This is a genomic window from Arthrobacter sp. CG_A4 (genome assembly GCF_035985125.1).
Taxonomy (GTDB): domain Bacteria; phylum Actinomycetota; class Actinomycetes; order Actinomycetales; family Micrococcaceae; genus Arthrobacter.
In genome coordinates, this window is the sequence record NZ_JAXCID010000001.1 from 26,157 (window position 1) to 42,086 (window position 15,930).

Annotated in this window: 18 protein-coding genes and 1 riboswitch; of the genes, 1 reads left to right on the top strand and 17 read right to left on the bottom strand. The window is 67.4% G+C overall.

What is annotated here, in order from left to right:
- Nucleotides 1–61: 61 nt before the first annotated feature.
- From dprA to RCH07_RS00210, 15 genes are all read right to left on the bottom strand, one after another.
- Nucleotides 62–1,249, bottom strand: coding sequence for a DNA-processing protein DprA (dprA, locus tag RCH07_RS00140; protein ID WP_326965442.1), 1,188 nt, complete (start codon nucleotides 1,247–1,249; stop codon nucleotides 62–64).
- Nucleotides 1,250–1,329: 80 nt separating this feature from the next.
- Nucleotides 1,330–2,871 carry a YifB family Mg chelatase-like AAA ATPase gene (locus RCH07_RS00145; protein WP_326965443.1) on the bottom strand — a complete coding sequence of 514 codons (1,542 nt, stop codon included), beginning with the start codon at nucleotides 2,869–2,871 and terminating at the stop codon, nucleotides 1,330–1,332.
- The gene (locus RCH07_RS00150; RefSeq protein ID WP_326965444.1) at nucleotides 2,872–3,228 is read right to left on the bottom strand and encodes a YraN family protein; all 357 of its coding nucleotides are present in this window, start codon (nucleotides 3,226–3,228) and stop codon (nucleotides 2,872–2,874) included. It lies immediately after the preceding gene.
- 122 nt (nucleotides 3,229–3,350) lie between these two features.
- Entirely contained in the window at nucleotides 3,351–3,677 is a 327-nt protein-coding gene (locus RCH07_RS00155; protein WP_326965445.1) for a DUF2469 domain-containing protein, read from the bottom strand.
- A gap of 106 nt (nucleotides 3,678–3,783) precedes the next feature.
- Nucleotides 3,784–4,458: a ribonuclease HII gene (locus RCH07_RS00160; protein WP_326965446.1), complete on the bottom strand. Its 675-nt coding sequence runs from the start codon at nucleotides 4,456–4,458 to the stop codon at nucleotides 3,784–3,786.
- Nucleotides 4,459–4,471: 13 nt separating this feature from the next.
- Nucleotides 4,472–5,338: a signal peptidase I gene (lepB, locus tag RCH07_RS00165; protein ID WP_326965447.1), complete on the bottom strand. Its 867-nt coding sequence runs from the start codon at nucleotides 5,336–5,338 to the stop codon at nucleotides 4,472–4,474.
- Nucleotides 5,339–6,022, bottom strand: a complete 684-nt coding sequence (lepB, locus tag RCH07_RS00170; RefSeq protein ID WP_326965448.1) for a signal peptidase I — start codon at nucleotides 6,020–6,022, stop codon at nucleotides 5,339–5,341.
- A 105-nt stretch (nucleotides 6,023–6,127) separates the two neighbouring features.
- Complete coding sequence (rplS, locus tag RCH07_RS00175; protein WP_307462529.1) at nucleotides 6,128–6,487, bottom strand: 50S ribosomal protein L19; 360 nt, start codon at nucleotides 6,485–6,487, stop codon at nucleotides 6,128–6,130.
- Between the two features lie 232 nt (nucleotides 6,488–6,719).
- Nucleotides 6,720–7,544 carry a tRNA (guanosine(37)-N1)-methyltransferase TrmD gene (gene trmD / locus RCH07_RS00180; RefSeq protein ID WP_326965449.1) on the bottom strand — a complete coding sequence of 275 codons (825 nt, stop codon included), beginning with the start codon at nucleotides 7,542–7,544 and terminating at the stop codon, nucleotides 6,720–6,722.
- Nucleotides 7,545–8,177, bottom strand: a complete 633-nt coding sequence (rimM, locus tag RCH07_RS00185) for a ribosome maturation factor RimM (RefSeq protein ID WP_326965450.1) — start codon at nucleotides 8,175–8,177, stop codon at nucleotides 7,545–7,547.
- Between the two features lie 130 nt (nucleotides 8,178–8,307).
- Nucleotides 8,308–8,550, bottom strand: coding sequence for an RNA-binding protein (locus RCH07_RS00190; protein ID WP_326965451.1), 243 nt, complete (start codon nucleotides 8,548–8,550; stop codon nucleotides 8,308–8,310).
- Nucleotide 8,551: 1 nt separating this feature from the next.
- Nucleotides 8,552–8,974, bottom strand: coding sequence for a 30S ribosomal protein S16 (gene rpsP, locus RCH07_RS00195; RefSeq protein WP_326965452.1), 423 nt, complete (start codon nucleotides 8,972–8,974; stop codon nucleotides 8,552–8,554).
- 206 nt (nucleotides 8,975–9,180) lie between these two features.
- The gene (locus RCH07_RS00200) at nucleotides 9,181–9,618 is read right to left on the bottom strand and encodes a hypothetical protein (RefSeq protein WP_326965453.1); all 438 of its coding nucleotides are present in this window, start codon (nucleotides 9,616–9,618) and stop codon (nucleotides 9,181–9,183) included.
- A gap of 250 nt (nucleotides 9,619–9,868) precedes the next feature.
- Nucleotides 9,869–10,744 (bottom strand): VOC family protein, encoded by an 876-nt coding sequence (locus tag RCH07_RS00205; RefSeq protein WP_326965454.1) that lies wholly within the window; start codon nucleotides 10,742–10,744, stop codon nucleotides 9,869–9,871.
- 238 nt (nucleotides 10,745–10,982) lie between these two features.
- Nucleotides 10,983–11,483 (bottom strand): GNAT family N-acetyltransferase, encoded by a 501-nt coding sequence (locus RCH07_RS00210; protein ID WP_326965455.1) that lies wholly within the window; start codon nucleotides 11,481–11,483, stop codon nucleotides 10,983–10,985.
- Between the two features lie 76 nt (nucleotides 11,484–11,559).
- Nucleotides 11,560–11,667, top strand: a riboswitch (TPP riboswitch).
- Between RCH07_RS00210 and thiC the strand changes: the two genes are divergently transcribed.
- Nucleotides 11,663–13,483 carry a phosphomethylpyrimidine synthase ThiC gene (thiC, locus tag RCH07_RS00215; RefSeq protein WP_326965456.1) on the top strand — a complete coding sequence of 607 codons (1,821 nt, stop codon included), beginning with the start codon at nucleotides 11,663–11,665 and terminating at the stop codon, nucleotides 13,481–13,483. It overlaps the preceding riboswitch by 5 nt.
- Before the next feature lie 13 nt (nucleotides 13,484–13,496).
- On the opposite strand, the gene RCH07_RS00220 is transcribed toward thiC, so the two are convergent.
- A complete protein-coding gene (locus RCH07_RS00220) occupies nucleotides 13,497–14,246 on the bottom strand; it encodes an alpha/beta fold hydrolase (protein WP_326965457.1) in 750 nt (249 codons plus the stop codon).
- Between the two features lie 58 nt (nucleotides 14,247–14,304).
- Entirely contained in the window at nucleotides 14,305–15,891 is a 1,587-nt protein-coding gene (ffh, locus tag RCH07_RS00225) for a signal recognition particle protein (RefSeq protein ID WP_326965458.1), read from the bottom strand.
- Between the last annotated feature and the right edge of the window lie 39 nt (nucleotides 15,892–15,930).

The window sequence follows — 15,930 nt, forward strand, 5'->3', positions numbered from 1 at the left end:
GCAGCCGTGGTCCGGCGGAGCCACGGGTCTCAGTCGGCAGCCATGGTCCCGCGGCCGGACCTCAGTCGGCTTTACCGGACCTCTTCCAGGCGCCGCGGTGAGACTCTGCGAGGCCCAGCAATCCGAGCCGGCCAAGGCCGGCCCTGACCGAGTCAGCGCTCAGGCCTGCCACGGCAGTGAGCTTCTCGACGGGGCTGGTGCTCCGCAGTGGAAGGGCATCCAGCAAAATGAGGTCTTCCAGCGTCAGGCCGTCATGGACTTCCACGCGACCAGTCTTGGCCTCAGGCAGCGATTCCCCGCTTGGGGAGGCGAGCTCGGCGATCTCCCCCGCATCGGTGACACAGACCGCTCCGCCGTCGCGGAGCAGGCGATGGCAGCCTGCGGAGTTGGCGCTGTGGACCGACCCCGGCACGGCACCGACGGCCCGGCCCAGAGTTTCGGCGTGGTGGGCCGTGTTGAGCGCACCCGAGCGCCACCGGGCCTCCACGACCACCGTGACGGACGCCAGCGCGGCGATGAGCCTGTTGCGCTGCAGGAACCTGTACCGCGTCGGGGCAGAGCCGGGTGGAACCTCCGCGAGTACGGCTCCCTGGTTCGCGACCGCCCGCAGCAGGTCCTCGTTGCCGGAGGGATAGAACCGGTCCACTCCCCCTGCCATCACAGCGATCGTGGGCACGCCGCCGTTGCCGCCGGCCAGGGCAGCCCGATGCGCATGCGCATCGATTCCATACGCGCCGCCGGAGACGATGGTGAAGCCGCGCTGCGCCAGCGAGTAAGCGAGATCACCGGTCACGGCGGAACCGTAGGAGGTGCTGTCGCGGGAGCCGACCAGGGCAATGGACCTGGCGGCAGGAGGCAGCTCCTGCTCAAGGCCGCGCCACCACAGGCACAGGGGTTCCTGCAGGCCAAGATCCGCCAACTGCCGGGGCCACAGCTCATCCGAGGGGATGATCATGCGCCCGCCGAGCCGTTGCAGGGTGGCCAGGTCCCGTCCTGGCGCCAGATCCGGCACCCGCGGGGCCCAGCGCTTCTGCGCAGTCCCCAGGCCCGTCCAGCCGCCGCCGGAGGTGTTGTCCTCCAGCAGGCGCGACATTTCGCGTTCCAGTTCCGGCCCGGCGGCCAGCTGACCGGTGGCAATTCTCAGCGCATCCTCCGCACCGGCGATCTGCACCAGCGCCAGGCCCGCACTGTCCTGCGGCTCGAAGAGCCGGGATAGAGCCGCCCGCGCGGTCCTTTCGCTCTCTGTCATGATGTGTCCTTTCTTGGGCTGATCGTCCGCAAGGCGTTCGCTCGGCGCAGTTTTTCGGGGATGGTAGGCAACGCCGTCTGCTAGGCGGCCGCGGACGCCTGCCGGAGGTTGAGCGCCTGGCCGACGTCGTCGGCATCGGGCGTGTCCCGCCTGGCCAGGTCCGCAAGCGTCCAGGCCAGCCGCAGTACCCGGTCGTAGCCGCGGGCCGTGAGTACCCCGCGTTCCAATGCGAGATCCAGGATCCGCGTCGTGCGGGCATCGAGCCGCAAGGCACCCCGCAGCAGTCTCCCGGGCACCTGGGAATTCGTCTCCATGCCGAACGGAAGGAGCCGCCCGAGCTGGCGCTCGCGTGCGGACTTGACCCGTCCGGCGATGGTGGCGGTGTCCTCCTCGACGCCGGACTGCCCGAAGTCGGCGAGCGACACGCGCTCCACGTGCAGCTGGATGTCGACCCTGTCCAGCAGCGGTCCGGACAACCGGGCCAAATAGCGGCGCCGCATGGTCGGAGTGCAGATGCAGTCGATGCCCTTTCCCGATGCCTTGCCGCAGGGACAGGGGTTGGCCGCGAGGACCAGCTGGAACCTGGCCGGGTAGGCCGCCGTGCCGGCTGACCGGTGGATAACGAGCTCGCCGCTCTCCAGCGGTTGCCGCAGTGCGTCGAGGACCCGGCGTTCGTACTCGGGAGCCTCATCCAGGAAGAGCACGCCGCGGTGGGCCCGGGAAGCGGCCCCCGGACGTGGCAACCCGGATCCGCCGCCGATGATGGCCGCGGAGGTGGCCGTGTGGTGCGGGTTCTCGTAGGGTGGCCGGCGCAGCAACTGCACGGAGGCCGACGTCAGTGCACAGAGCGAGTGGATCGCGGTCACCTCCATGGCCTCGGTATCGCCGAGATCGGGCAGGAGCCCCGGCAGCCTCTCCGCCAGCATCGTTTTACCCGCTCCCGGCGGCCCCGTCAGCAGGATATGGTGGGCGCCGGCTGCGGCTACTTCCAGGGCCCGCCGGGCATCGGCCTGGCCGGAGACATCACACATATCCGGCGGGCTGAGGGTAACGGCCTGCTCTCCGGTTTCCTCGGGTCCGGGCTCGGGATCGAAGTCGAGCGCCAGCTCCTGCGGATCGGCGCCGAAGTCGAAGGCCAGACGGGCGAGGGTGCTGTAGCCCTGAACCCGTGCGCCGGGCACCAGCCCGGCCTCGGCGGCGTTGGCCTGCGCCACCACCACGTCGGGGAAGCCTGCCCGGACCGCGGCCATGACTGCGGGGAGAATGCCGCGGACCGGGCGGAGCCTGCCGTCCAGACCCAGTTCCGCGATGAAGACCGTGCGCCCGGTGGATCGGACATCGTTAGAGGCCAGCAGCGCAGCCATGGCGATGGCGAGATCAAAGCCGGAGCCACGTTTGGGCAGTGATGCCGGTATGAGGTTGGCCGTGATCTTGCGGCGGCTCAGTGGAATGCCGGAGTTCTGGGCGGCGGAGCGGATCCGTTCCTTGGCCTCGTTGAGCGAGGCGTCCGGCAGGCCCAGGATGATGAATGCCGGGAGGGTCTGGCCGATGTCCGCCTCGACTTCGACGATGTAGCCGTTGAGGCCGACGAGGGCAACGGAGTATGTCCGGCCCAGCGCCACTTATCCCACCCCTTTGAGGTGTTCGACAAAGGGCTCGCCGATGCCGTCGTCGAGCACGGAAATCACGTCAACCCGGCGGAGCGGCATCCGTAACTCGTGGTCGCGGCACCAGGCGGAAGCCAGGCGGTGGAGCCTGGCAAGTTTGTCGACGCCGACAGCCTCGAAGGGGTGTCCGAAGTCGAGGGATTTGCGGGTCTTCACCTCGGCGATGACCAGCGCGTCGCCGTCGAGCGCGACGATGTCTATCTCGCCCTCCCGGCAGCGCCAGTTCCGGTCCACGATCCGCATGCCCTGGGCTTCAAGGTAGCCGGCTGCGAGTTCCTCCCCGCGCCGGCCCAGCACATCCTTAGCTCTCATGGCACCAGCCTGCGGCGCCACGGGAGGGCTGAGAAGAGGATCAGGACGCTATGTGGAAAGCCAACTCAGGGTTGGTGGTGTGGAGGAAGAGTGGGCGGTCCTTCCCCTGCTACCAGCAAGAATCAGTTGCCCAGGTCCTCGACCTTGGGCACAGACAGCTCCTCGCTGCGCGGGAGCTCTTCGACGTTGACGTCTTTGAAGGTGATGACGCGGACGCTCTTGACGAACCGGGCGGAACGGTAGACGTCCCAGACCCAGGCGTCCTGCAGCGTCAGGTCGAAGTACACCTCCCCGTCGGCGCTGCGGGCCTGCAGGTCAACATGGTTGGCCAGGTAGAAACGCCGCTCGGTCTCGACCACGTAGCTGAACAGCCCGACAACGTCCCGGTATTCGCGGTAGAGCTGGAGCTCCATGTCGGTCTCATAGTTTTCAAGGTCCTCGGCACTCATGGTTCCATCTTGCACCATCCGGCGCGGCCTCCGCGCCACCACCGTTCGCGCACGGGCCCTCCGCCCTGCCAGGCCAAGCGGGACCGGGCAGGGATCACGGCGAGACCTAAAGCAGCTGCCAGCTGACCCGGTGGTACGGCGTGGGCCCGGCGGCGCGGAGCGCATCCTTGTGCGCCGCGGTGCCGTAGCCCTTGTTGTCGTCCCAGCCGAAGGCCGGGTATTCGCTATGCAGCCCGCGCATCAGCGCGTCGCGCTCCACCTTCGCCAGCACGGACGCCGCGGCGACACTCAGGCACTGCATGTCCGCCTTGACGAGCGTGTGCACCGGGGCGTCGCAGCCCGCCTCCGCCGGTCCCTCGTGGAACAGCGACGGCTGGGCCTGGGGCGAGAGCCAGTTGTGGCTGCCATCCAGCAGCACCACGTCCGGGGTCACCCCGGCGGCAAGGACGGAGAGCCAGGCACGGGTTCCGGCCAGCCGCAGCGCCCCCACAATCCCCAGTGCATCGATTTCGTTGGCCGAGGCATGCCCTACGGCGGAGGCGACGCTCCAGCTCCGGACCAGCGGCATCAGCCGTTCCCGGTCCGCCACCTTGAGCAGCTTGCTGTCCCGCACATCCGCGAGGAGTTCCTGCCGAGCCAGGTCAATGACGGCGATCCCCACGCTGACCGGACCGGCCAGGGCACCGCGCCCCACCTCGTCGACGCCGGCGAGGAGCCGGGCGCCGCCGCGGAAACGGCGCTCGTAGTCGAGGGTAGGTGCTGCGGACGTCGCGCCGGCCACTACGCGCCGGCCATTACTTGCCGGCCGGGACGGGCACGCCGCGGAAGACGTCCGGGTAGTTGTCCAGCGAGGTGATGCGGTTCAGCGGCCAGGCGATGACGGCGGCCTTGCCTTCGATATCGGCGATATCCACGAAACCGCCATTGCTCTCCATGTGGGCGCGGGAATCGGCGGAGTGGTTCCGGTTGTCCCCCATCACCCAGACCTTGCCGTCGGGTACGACGACGTCGAAGTCGCGTACCTGGGGTACCTCGGCGGGGTTGATGTACTTCTCGGACAGCGGTTCGCCGTTGACCGTGAGCTGGCCACCGCCGTCGCAGCAGGCCACACGGTCGCCGGGCAGCCCGATGACGCGCTTGACGAGGTGCTGCTCCGAGTTGTCCGGCAGCAGGCCGACGAACGTCAGCCCGTTTTGCACCCAGGTGAACGGCCCCACAGGCTTCTCGGCGGCAGGGACCAGCCAGCCCTGCGTGTCACGGAAAACGACGACGTCCCCGTGCTCCAGCGCGAAGGGTTCCGGGACCAGGAGGTTCACGAAGATCCTGTCGTTCACGTCCAGGGTGTTGACCATTGATTCGGACGGGATGTAGAATGCCCGGAACAGAAACGTCTTGATAAGGAAGGACAACACGATGGCGACAATCACCACGGTGGCGATTTCCTTCATCCAGAGGAAGAACGGGCTGTGCCGTTCCCGGGCCTTCGCCCTCCTCGCGCGTCCCGAGGACGCGCCGGCATGCGCCGGCCCGCCGGGCGAGGGCTCCGTCTCTGCCGGGTAGTCAGCTACCCCCGGGTTTTCCGTGGTGGGGATCGCCGAGGAGTTAGCCCGGGGCTGGTCCTGCCCCCGCGGATCGGGAGTCCGGGGTCCGGTCTCGGGCATTTACTGTCCGTTCTTGTTCATCGTTGGAGCGGCGGCCGCGGAGGGCCGCGGCACTGCTGTAAATCTATCAAGCGGCCAGATGATCTGTACCGGACGGCCGATAACCCGGTCCAGCGGAACCATGCCGCCGCCAGGGGCGCCCAGAAGGCTGCGGGAATCGGCCGACATGGAACGGTGGTCACCCATCAGCCAGAGGCGTCCGGCCGGCACAATCACACTGAACTTCAGGTCGCTGGGGTTGTCTCCCCCGTACAGGTACGGTTCCGCCACCTGCTGGCCGTTGACTGTGAGCCGTCCGCCGGCGTCACAACACAGGACGTGGTCGCCGGGGAGCCCGATAACCCGTTTGACGTAGGTGTCCTCACCGCCAGCCAGTCCGAGCCAGTGTCCCAGGCCGGCCAGGGTATCCGGCACGGGCCCCCTGCCGCTGTTCAGCGGGGCGAAGGAACCCCGGCCGTCAAACACGACGATGTCGCCGCGGCGCACCGGCTCAGCCTGGTAGTCAGTGCGGGAAACGAGGATCCTGTCTCCGTCCCGGAAGAGCGGCTCCATCGAGGCGGAGGGGATGAAGTAGACATCCAGCCACAGGGAACGGACCACTCCGCCGATGAGTACGGCCAGCACAACTGCCAGCAACACAAAACGCCAGCCGAGTTTCCTGGGCTGGCGCTTTGTCTGTTCCATGATCCGTATCCCTAGCGCTGTTCTGAACTAAATGGCGCTGTGGCGGAGGCTCCGGCAACGAACCGGCGACGCTCCGTGGACCCGCGGAGGAAGTCCGGAAGGGACTTACTTTTTGGGCTGGAAGTCGCGCTTTTCCTTGATCTTCGCAGCCTTGCCGCGCAGATCACGCATGTAGTACAGCTTGGCGCGGCGCACGTCGCCCTTGGAGACCAGCTCGATCTTGTCGATAATCGGGGAGTGCACCGGGAAGGTACGCTCCACGCCGACGCCGAACGAAACCTTGCGGATGGTGAAGGTCTCACGGAGGCCGTCGCCGTGGCGTCCCAGGACGAAGCCCTGGAAGACCTGGACACGGGAGTTCTTGCCTTCGATGATGTTCACGTGCACCTTGAGGGTGTCACCCGCGCGGAAGACCGGAACATCGGTGCGCAGCGAGGCTGCATCTACGGAATCGAGGATATGCATTGATTCACTCCTGGTGAACGCCACAGGTCCTTCACGTTGGGTCACGGCGGCCAAACCCGGGCGCCTGAAGCAGCCGGAGATTCCCGCCGAAAATTTGTCGATCCGGCTCCCGTCAGGAATTGACGGCGCCGGGGTGCCGGGCTGTTGGTGACGCTCCCCCTGTGGCAGGTTCGCAACCCAGCAGGCACAAGCACCAATTTTGCCACATCCGCGGCCTTCCAGCCAATCCGGGTCAGGCGGATTCCCCGTCAACCTCCGGGCGGCGCCTGAGCCGGCCGTCGACGACGTCGTACCCGAGGTCCGCGAAGGCCGTGCGGTCCGCGCGGGGCAGCGTGCCGGCGTCGAACCCCGCGAGCAGGTCCGGACGGCGCTCGGCGGTGCGCCGGTACTGCTCGTGGCGGCGCCACTGCGCGATCTTGCCATGGTTGCCGCTCAGGAGCACGGCCGGAACGTCGCGGTCCCGCCAGCTGGAGGGTTTGGTGTACACGGGGTACTCCAGCAGCCCGTCCGCATGGGATTCCTCCACGAGGGATTCGGGATTGCCGACGACGCCGGGCAGCAGCCGGCCGATGGCCTCCACCATGGCCAGCACGGCCACTTCGCCGCCGTTGAGGACGTAGTCCCCCAGGCTCACGGGCCGCACGGTGAAGTGGCCGGCGGCCCATTCCAGCACCCGTTCGTCGATGCCCTCGTAACGTCCGCAGGCGAAAACCAGCCGGTCCTCCCCGGCGAGTTCATGGGCCGTGGCCTGGGTGAACCGCTCCCCCGCCGGCGATGGCACAATGAGGACCGGTTTGGCCGCCGCTTTAAGTGTGGCATCGGCCGGCCGGGCTGCGGCCACGGCGGCCAGGGCCTGGGCCCAGGGCTCGGGCTTCATGACCATGCCGGCGCCGCCGCCGTACGGGGTGTCATCCACGCTCCGGTGCCGGTCCGTGGTGAAGTCCCGGAGGTCGTGGACGTTCAGTTCCAGCAGCCCGTCCTGGCGGGCCTTACCGATCAGCGAGAGCGCCAGGGGTGCCAGATAGTCCGGAAAGATGCTGACGACGTCGATCCGCATTTAGGCGGTGTTCCCGGTGCCGGCGCCTTCTTCGGCCGTGCTGCCGTCCGTAGACTTCGCGACGCCCGTTGACTTCGCGGCTCCCGCGGACTTCGCGGCGTCCGCGGACTTGGCGTCGTCGTCGGCGTTGACCTCAAAGAGTCCCGGCGGCGGGGTCACGAGGATGAAGCCTTCTCCGACGTTGACCTCGGGGACGATCTGCTCCACGAAGGGGATCAGGACTTCGGTGCCGTCGTTCCCGGTGACCACGATCAGGTCCTGGACCGGGAGGGTGTTCAGGCCGGAGACCTTGCCCACCACCGTGTCACCGACGCGGACGTCAAGGCCAACGAGTTCGTGCTCGTACCAGCCCTCGTCGTCGTCATCGTCGTCGAGGTCTTCGGTTTCCACAAACAGCTTCGCGCCGCGGACGGTTTCCGCTTCGTTGCGGGTCTCGATCTCCTCGAAGGCGAGCAACAGGATGTCCTTGTTCCAGCGGGCGCTGATGATGGTGAGCGGTCCGGCCGAGGCGGGTTCCACCACGAACCGGGTGCCCGGGACGAAGCGGTCCCCGGGTGCGTCGGTGAGCACCTGGACGGTTACTTCGCCGCGGATGCCGTGGGGCTTGCCGATTCGTGCCACCTGAAGCTGCATCTGTTCCTCTGTTCGGGGTTGGTGATTCCGTGCCGGCCTGTTGCCGGCTGGATGTGCGGGGAAAACAGTCCGGCCCCTTCACCATTATCTGGTGAAGGGGCCGGGCTCAAGACAAGTGGTGCTGGAAGCGTTACCGGCGGCGGTCGGTGTCGACGACGTCGACCCTGACCGGCTCGCCGTCCGCCAGCGCGGCCACCACAGTGCGCAGTGCGCGTGCGGTGCGGCCCTGGCGGCCGATCACCCGTCCGAGGTCGTCCTCATGAACGCGCACCTCGAGGGTGTCCCCGCGGCGGTTGTTCTTTGCACTGACCTTGACATCCTCAGGGCTGTCAACGATCCCGCGGACCAGGTGTTCGAGCGCTTCTGCCAGCAAGTTACTCAGCCTCGGTGGTCTCTGCTGCGGCGTCGGCGGGGGCCTCGGCTGCGTCGTCCTTCTTGGCCTTCTTGGTGATGGCTTCCGGGATGATCACGGAACCCTTTTCCGGGGTAACGAAGGCAGGCTTGGGAGCCTTGGTCTTCAAGGTGCCCTCCTGGCCCGGGAGACCCTTGAACTTCTGCCAGTCACCGGTGATCTTGAGGATCGCGGCAACCTGCTCGGACGGCTGTGCGCCGACGCCGAGCCAGTACTGGGCACGGTCCGCGTCGACCTCGATGTACGAGGGCTCCTCGGTCGGGTGGTACTTGCCGATCTCTTCGATGGCACGGCCGTCACGCTTGGAGCGTGCGTCCATGACGACGATGCGGTAGTACGGTGCGCGCATCTTGCCGAAGCGCTTAAGGCGAATCTTTACGGCCACTTTTGTGGTCACTCCTGTTTCTGAAACGGGGTCGATCCCGGCGTTCTGCACCCGTGGGGCGGGCCATACTAGGGGGTTCTAAAAGGACAAGATCCGGACGCGGAGAGAGGGGCCACGCAGATCAAGTACCCGTCCATTGTGCCAGATCAGCGCGGGGATTTCGACTTGACACCCGCAGCCTCGCCATTTTGCCGCCTTACGGCCTGTCAGGACGTCCAGACATAGAGCCCGGATTTGGTGGCGGGATCGACGCCGGCAGCAAGTTCGGCGAGCTGCCGGACGTAGCGGGCGGCCTGGTCCGCACCGAAGGGCATGTCTTCCTCGGCGGCCCAGCTTTCAGCCACGTCCGCCAGGACGTCACCTTCACCTTCGGTCTCGTAGCTGAGGAGATCGGCGAGGGCCCGGAGCATAGCCGGCGGGACGCCGAGCAGGGAGTCGCTCGCCACATCCACCATCGCGAGCTCGTAGTCGGCACCGGCGGCGTGGACGGCGGTCCCGGCCAGGTCACCCAGCCGCTCGACTTCGAAGTCACTGATGTCCGGGATCCGGACGGACCCCTCCCCGGCGGCACCCCCGCCGTCGAGGGCGGCTGCGCGCTTGAGGGCTTCATCGTGGGTGGCGACAAAGATTTCGGTGAATCCCATGGATCTCGTCCTTATGTTCGGCGGCGCTGGTCCGCTGTTTTCGGCGTCGCTTCAGCCTAGTCGCTCCAGCCCTGCCCCGCCGAGGACTGGACATGCCCAGCGGCGTCGTCGGCGAAAAATGGGCATGTCCTCTCCTCACCCTGAGCAATGGACATACAGCCGCTATGTCCAGTCCCGGCCGCACGCGGTGGACATGTCCCAGAGACAACTGCGGCCGGGGGTAACCGCACTCGGGGTTTCCCGCGGCGGGTCAGCGAACGGCCACGCGGATGCGGTTGCGCCACGGGTCCTCAAAACGCAGTTCGGCGCCGGTGTGGTGGGACTCCACTCCCGCGGTCTTGAGGCGGTCGGCGAGGGCGCCCACATCGTCGCCGGCCGGCACCTCGATCAGCACCTCGCCGAGGCCCAGGGTGTCCCGTCGGGGTCCGGCGCCGCGGCTGTTCCAGACGTTCATGGCCATGTGGTGGTGGTAGCCGCCGGCCGAGACGAACAGCGCCTGCCCATGCCAGCCCGCCGTCTTTTCGAACCCGAGGGTTCCGACGTAGAAGTCCTGGGCTGACTGGACGTCGCCCACCTGCAGGTGGACGTGGCCGATGCCGGCGTCGGCGTTGCGCTGCCCGGCCACGGATTCCTCGGTGAGGAACTCGTCGAGGTAGCGCTGCGGCGGGAGGGCCAGGCTGTCCATGACCACGTTCCTGCCGTCCCAGGACCACGCATCGCGGGGACGGTCCCAGTACAGCTCGATCCCGTTTCCTTCGGGATCGGTGAAATAGAAGGCCTCGCTTACGAGGTGGTCCGCGCTGCCGGTGAAGGACTGGGGCTCGTACTGGGCGGCGGTGGCGACGGTTGCGGCCAGAGAAGGCTGGTCCTCGAACAGCAGCGCAGTGTGGAAGAGGCCGGCTTCGCCGCGGGACGGGACGCTGAGCCCGGGCGCCGGGGCGAGGTGGACCAGCGGCTTCTGCCGGCGTCCGAGGTACAGTCCGCCGTCCTGCTCGGCCACGATGTCCAGGCCGAGGGCGCGCTGGTAGTAGTCCGTCATGAGCAACAGGTCGCCGACCTTGAGCATCACGGTGCCCATGGTGAGTTCGGCGGGAAGAAGATCCCGGGTGCTGGCTGCTGCAGTCATGTGATCGCTCCGGTGCTTAGGCGGCCATCGACCTTCGATGACCTATGACAAGGATAATTACTTGAAGCTTCAATTTATTCCTGGGCCCGCTTCTGTTCCTGGCGGACCGGTTCTCCGCGCAGCACGATGTGCTTGAGCTGGTGCAGCGTGGCCAGGCTACTGCGGGGCCGCCGGCGCGGCGTCCGAGGAGGGTTCCGGCGTTCCGATCCGTGGTGGCCTGCTGGTCATGGCCTAAAGCTTAAAGCCGTATCCGCATCGCGATCCGCCGGCCCAGGGCATCCAGCCCCAGCTTCGCCTCGCGGGTACGCAGTGCCGCCAGCCCCTTCCCTGGCTGGGCAACTTCCTTGAAGCCGCAGCTCGCGTAAAACGGAGCGTTGAACGGAACGTCCGCAAAAGTGCAAAGCGACATCGCCCTATAGCCACGGCCCCTCGCCGCGTCGATGGCCGCCTCAACAAGGGACCGTCCGATCCCGCGCCCGGCAAAGTCGGGATGCACCGAAAGTTGTTCCAAATGCGCCTGGCCGCCGACTTCGTCAACACCGGCGAAACCCACGGGCGGGTTTCCGGCGACCAGCATAAAAAGCGGCTCAATCGGCGTCGCCAGCTCCGGGGCCGGAAGCACGTGGTGCGCTAACTCCGCTGCGAGGAGACGGTCGGCCGCTGCCTCGAGAACCGGCAGCGCCGCGAGGTCTTCCGGCGTCGCCGTCCTGACGCGGGGCAAGGCCCTGGGTTGAGTCACGATGCCACGCTAGCACCGCGGCCTCCCTCGGCGCCGTCACACGCGGCCGGGCGCCGAAGCCCTGTGATAGCTTCGTCTACGACCACACGGGTGCCCTTGCAGGGGCTGAGATCGGGCTGAAGCAGCTTGCGACCGTTGAACCTGTCCGGGTAATGCCGGCGAAGGAAGTGAGTATTTCCGTGAATACGCATTTGACACAGCACAGCCCCGTCCAAAATCAGCCGGGCCAATGTCAGCCCACGGCCCACACCCAGTCGCTGAAATCCCGCTCTCTGGCGTTTACCACGGATGACGGGCACGGCATCCGCGTCCCGGTGACGGAAATCGAGCTGGCGGATTCACCGGGCGGCGTAGCGAATCCGCCGTTCCGGGTGTACCGCACCGCTGGTCCTGGGAGCGATCCGGTCCGGGGGCTGGAGCCGTTTCGCGGCCCCTGGATCGAGGCCAGGGCGGACACCGGACCCTACACCGGCCGGGAACGGACCCTGCTCGACGACGGAAAGTCGGCCGTGCGCCGGGGCGCCGCGTCGGCCGAGTGGCAGGGCACCCGCCCGGTCCCGCGCCGCGCCGTCGACGGCCGGACGGTGACCCAGATGCACTATGCCCGCAACGGCGTCGTCACGCCTGAGATGCGGTTCGTCGCGCTGCGGGAGAACTGCGACGTCGAACTGGTCCGCTCCGAACTGGCGGCGGGGCGCGCCATCATTCCCAGCAACGTCAACCATCCCGAATCCGAGCCGATGATTATCGGCAAAGCCTTCCTGGTGAAGATCAACGCCAACATCGGCAACTCGGCCGTGACCAGCTCCATCGCGGAGGAAGTCGACAAGCTCCAGTGGGCCACGCAGTGGGGTGCGGACACGGTGATGGATCTTTCCACCGGGGACGACATCCACACCACCCGGGAATGGATCATCCGCAACTCTCCCGTGCCCATCGGCACGGTGCCGGTCTACCAGGCGCTGGAGAAGGTCAACGGCGAGGCCAATGCCCTCACGTGGGAGATCTTCCGGGACACCGTGATCGAGCAGTGCGAGCAGGGGGTGGACTACATGACCATCCACGCCGGTGTTTTGCTGCGCTATGTGCCGCTGACGGCCAACCGGGTCACCGGAATTGTCTCCCGCGGCGGCGCGATCATGGCGGGCTGGTGCCTGGCCCACCACCAGGAGAACTTCCTCTACACCCACTTCGGTGAGCTGTGCGAAATCTTTGCCCGCTACGATGTCGCGTTTTCGCTCGGGGACGGGCTGCGGCCGGGGGCGACGGCGGACGCGAACGATGCTGCCCAGTTCGCCGAGCTGGACACCCTGGCCGAGCTCACGCAACGTGCCTGGGAGTATGACGTGCAGGTCATGGTGGAGGGCCCCGGACACGTACCGCTCCACCTCGTCCGGGAAAACGTGGAACGCCAGCAGGCACTCTGCAAGGGCGCCCCCTTCTACACGCTGGGGCCGCTGGTCACCGACATCGCGCCGGGCTACGACCACATCACCTCGGCGATCGGCGCCACGGAGATTGCCCGCTACGGCACCGCGATGCTGTGCTACGTGACACCCAAGGAACACCTCGGACTGCCCAACAAGGACGATGTGAAGACCGGCGTGATCACGTACAAGATCGCGGCCCATGCAGCCGATCTCGCCAAGGGCCACCCCGGCGCCCACGAACGTGACGATGCCCTGTCCAGGGCCCGCTTCGAATTCCGCTGGCGGGACCAGTTCGCGCTGTCGCTGGACCCGGTCACGGCCGAGTCGTTCCACGACGAGACGCTCCCGGCGGAACCGGCCAAGACGGCGCACTTCTGCTCCATGTGCGGGCCGAAGTTCTGTTCGATGCGGATCAGCCAGGACATCCGGGACGAATTCGGCTCAGCGGACTCCCAAGCGGCCCTCGCCGGAATGGCCGCAGGGATGCGGGAGAAGAGCAAAGAGTTCCTGGCCTCCGGCGGCAAGGTCTATTTGCCGGAGCCTTCCGTGGGCGGACCCCCGGCCGTTTAGAACCCCCGGCAGTCTAGGACGCCTGGGCGTGCTGGTGCCGGCTGACCCCGGCGATGAACGCCCGGATGAGCCGGTTTCCCTCTGCAGAGTCCTGGGGCCGGTGCCCGCCCGCCGCGGTGCGGTGCAGGGCACCGGTTTCCCGCAGGTAGCCGGCGATCTCTTCATACAGCGGTTCCCAGCCGCCGGTCAGGACCAGGGTGGGCACGCCGGGGACGATCTGCAGCGGGGCTTCCCAGGGCGGCGCCTGCAGCCGCAGCCGGCGGGCCTCCCGCTGGTCTTCCGGGTCCGGGGAACCAAGCGTTGCCTGCGCCGGAGTGTGGGCCGCGAACACCCGGCGGACGAACTCGCGGTGGAAGTCCTCATCGCTGAGGTGCCGGCGGACCTCGAAAAGCGGCTGCATCAGGGCGCGGTGCGCGGCCGTCGCCGGAAGTTCCGCGGTGAGCGAGAGGCAGGCCGGTTCCACCAGCGTCAATGAGTGCACCAGATCCGGGCGTTCGACGGCGGCCATCATCGCGGAGATGGCACCCTGGGAATGCGCCACCACGTGGCCGCCGGCCTCGCCGCGGCCGTCGTCGGCCAGGGCGCCCAGGACGATGGCGGCGTCGGCGGCGAAGTCCGTTTCCAGCGGCTCGGCGGCGGGGTCATAGCCGTGCCGGCGCAGGAACAGCGCGTCGTAGTTCAGCGCCATTCCATGCTGTTTCGGCCACGCGGCAGCGCCGAAGCTGCCCGCCCCGTGGACGAAGACTACGCGCTGCTTGAACATGGTCCAACCCTATGACACCGGTCCGACGGCGGGCCGCCGACATCTCGGCCGGCAGCGCCTATTTGCTGCCGCCAAGGAACTTGTCAAAGCCCTTCGGAAGGTTCAGCTGGGAGGGATCGAAGTCCGCGCCCTGCTGGCCGAATGCCGCCCCGGTGGGCTGCGCCTTGGGTCCGGCGGCACGCCGGGCCTCGGCATCCTTGGCTTCCTGTGCGGCCTTGGCCGGGTTGCCGGAGCGGGCTTTCTTCTTAGGCGCACTCTTGGCACCCTTGCGGGCGCCGCCGCCGCCCATACCGGGCATCCCCGGCAGACCAGGCATCCCGCCGCCGGCCGCCATCTTCTTCATCATCTTCTGCGCCTGGGCAAAGCGCTCCAGCAGGCCGTTGACCTCGGAGACGTGCACGCCGGAACCGCGGGCAATACGGGCCCTGCGGGAGCCGTTGATGATCTTCGGAGCTACCCGTTCATGCGGCGTCATGGAGCGGACAATGGCCTCGACCCGGTCGATTTCGCGTTCGTCGAACTGTTCGAGCTGCTGCCGGATGTTCTGCGCTCCCGGCATCATCATGAGCATTTTTTTCATGGAGCCCATGTTGCGGATCTGCTGCATCTGGGCGAGGAAATCGTCCAGCGTAAAGTCTTCCTGGTCGGCGAACTTCTGCGCCATCCGGGCCGCTTCGTCCTTGTCCCAGGACTTCTCCGCCTGCTCGATCAGGGTGAGCACGTCACCGAGGTCCAGGATCCGCGAGGCCATGCGGTCCGGGTGGAAGAGCTCAAAGTCGTCCAGGCCCTCGCCGGTGGACGCAAACATCACGGGTTTTCCGGTCACCGACGCGACGGAGAGCGCGGCACCGCCGCGAGCGTCGCCGTCGAGCTTGGAGAGCACGATTCCGGTGAAATTGACGCCTTCATCGAAGGCAAGGGCCGTGTTGACGGCGTCCTGGCCGATCATCGAATCGATCACGAACAGGACCTCGTTCGGGACGATGGCCTGGCGGATCTGGCGGGCCTGCTCCATCATGTCGGCGTCGACGCCGGTACGGCCCGCGGTGTCCACAATCACGACGTCGTGCAGCGTGCGGCGGGCTTCCTCGACACCGGCGCGGGCGACGGACACCGGGTCGCCGGCGGGGTGATCCAGCTCGGTGGAGGTGGCGCCCGGGTGCGGGGCGAACACCGGCACGCCGGCGCGCTGGCCGACGATCTGGAGCTGGGTGACCGCGTTGGGTCGCTGCAGATCGCAGGCGACCAGCATGGGGCTGTGGCCCTGGGCCTTGAGGTATTTCGAGAGCTTGCCGGCGAGGGTGGTCTTACCGGCGCCCTGGAGGCCGGCGAGCATGATGACCGTGGGACCGGTCTTGGCCAGGCGGATCCGGCGGGTTTCACCGCCGAGGATCTCGATGAGTTCCTCGTTGACGATCTTCACGATCTGCTGGCCGGGGTTCAGGGCGGCAGAGACCTCTTCGCCGAGCGCACGCTCGCGCACACGTCCGGTGAATTCGCGGACCACGGGCACGGCAACGTCGGCGTCCAGCAGGGCACGCCGGATCTCGCGGACGGTACCGTCAACGTCCGCCTCGGTCAGGCGGCCCTTGCCACGGAGGTTCTTGAAGGTTGCTGTCAACCGGTCAGAGAGTGAATTGAACACGCGCCGTGCACTTCTTTCAGTGGATCTTCAGATGGCGGC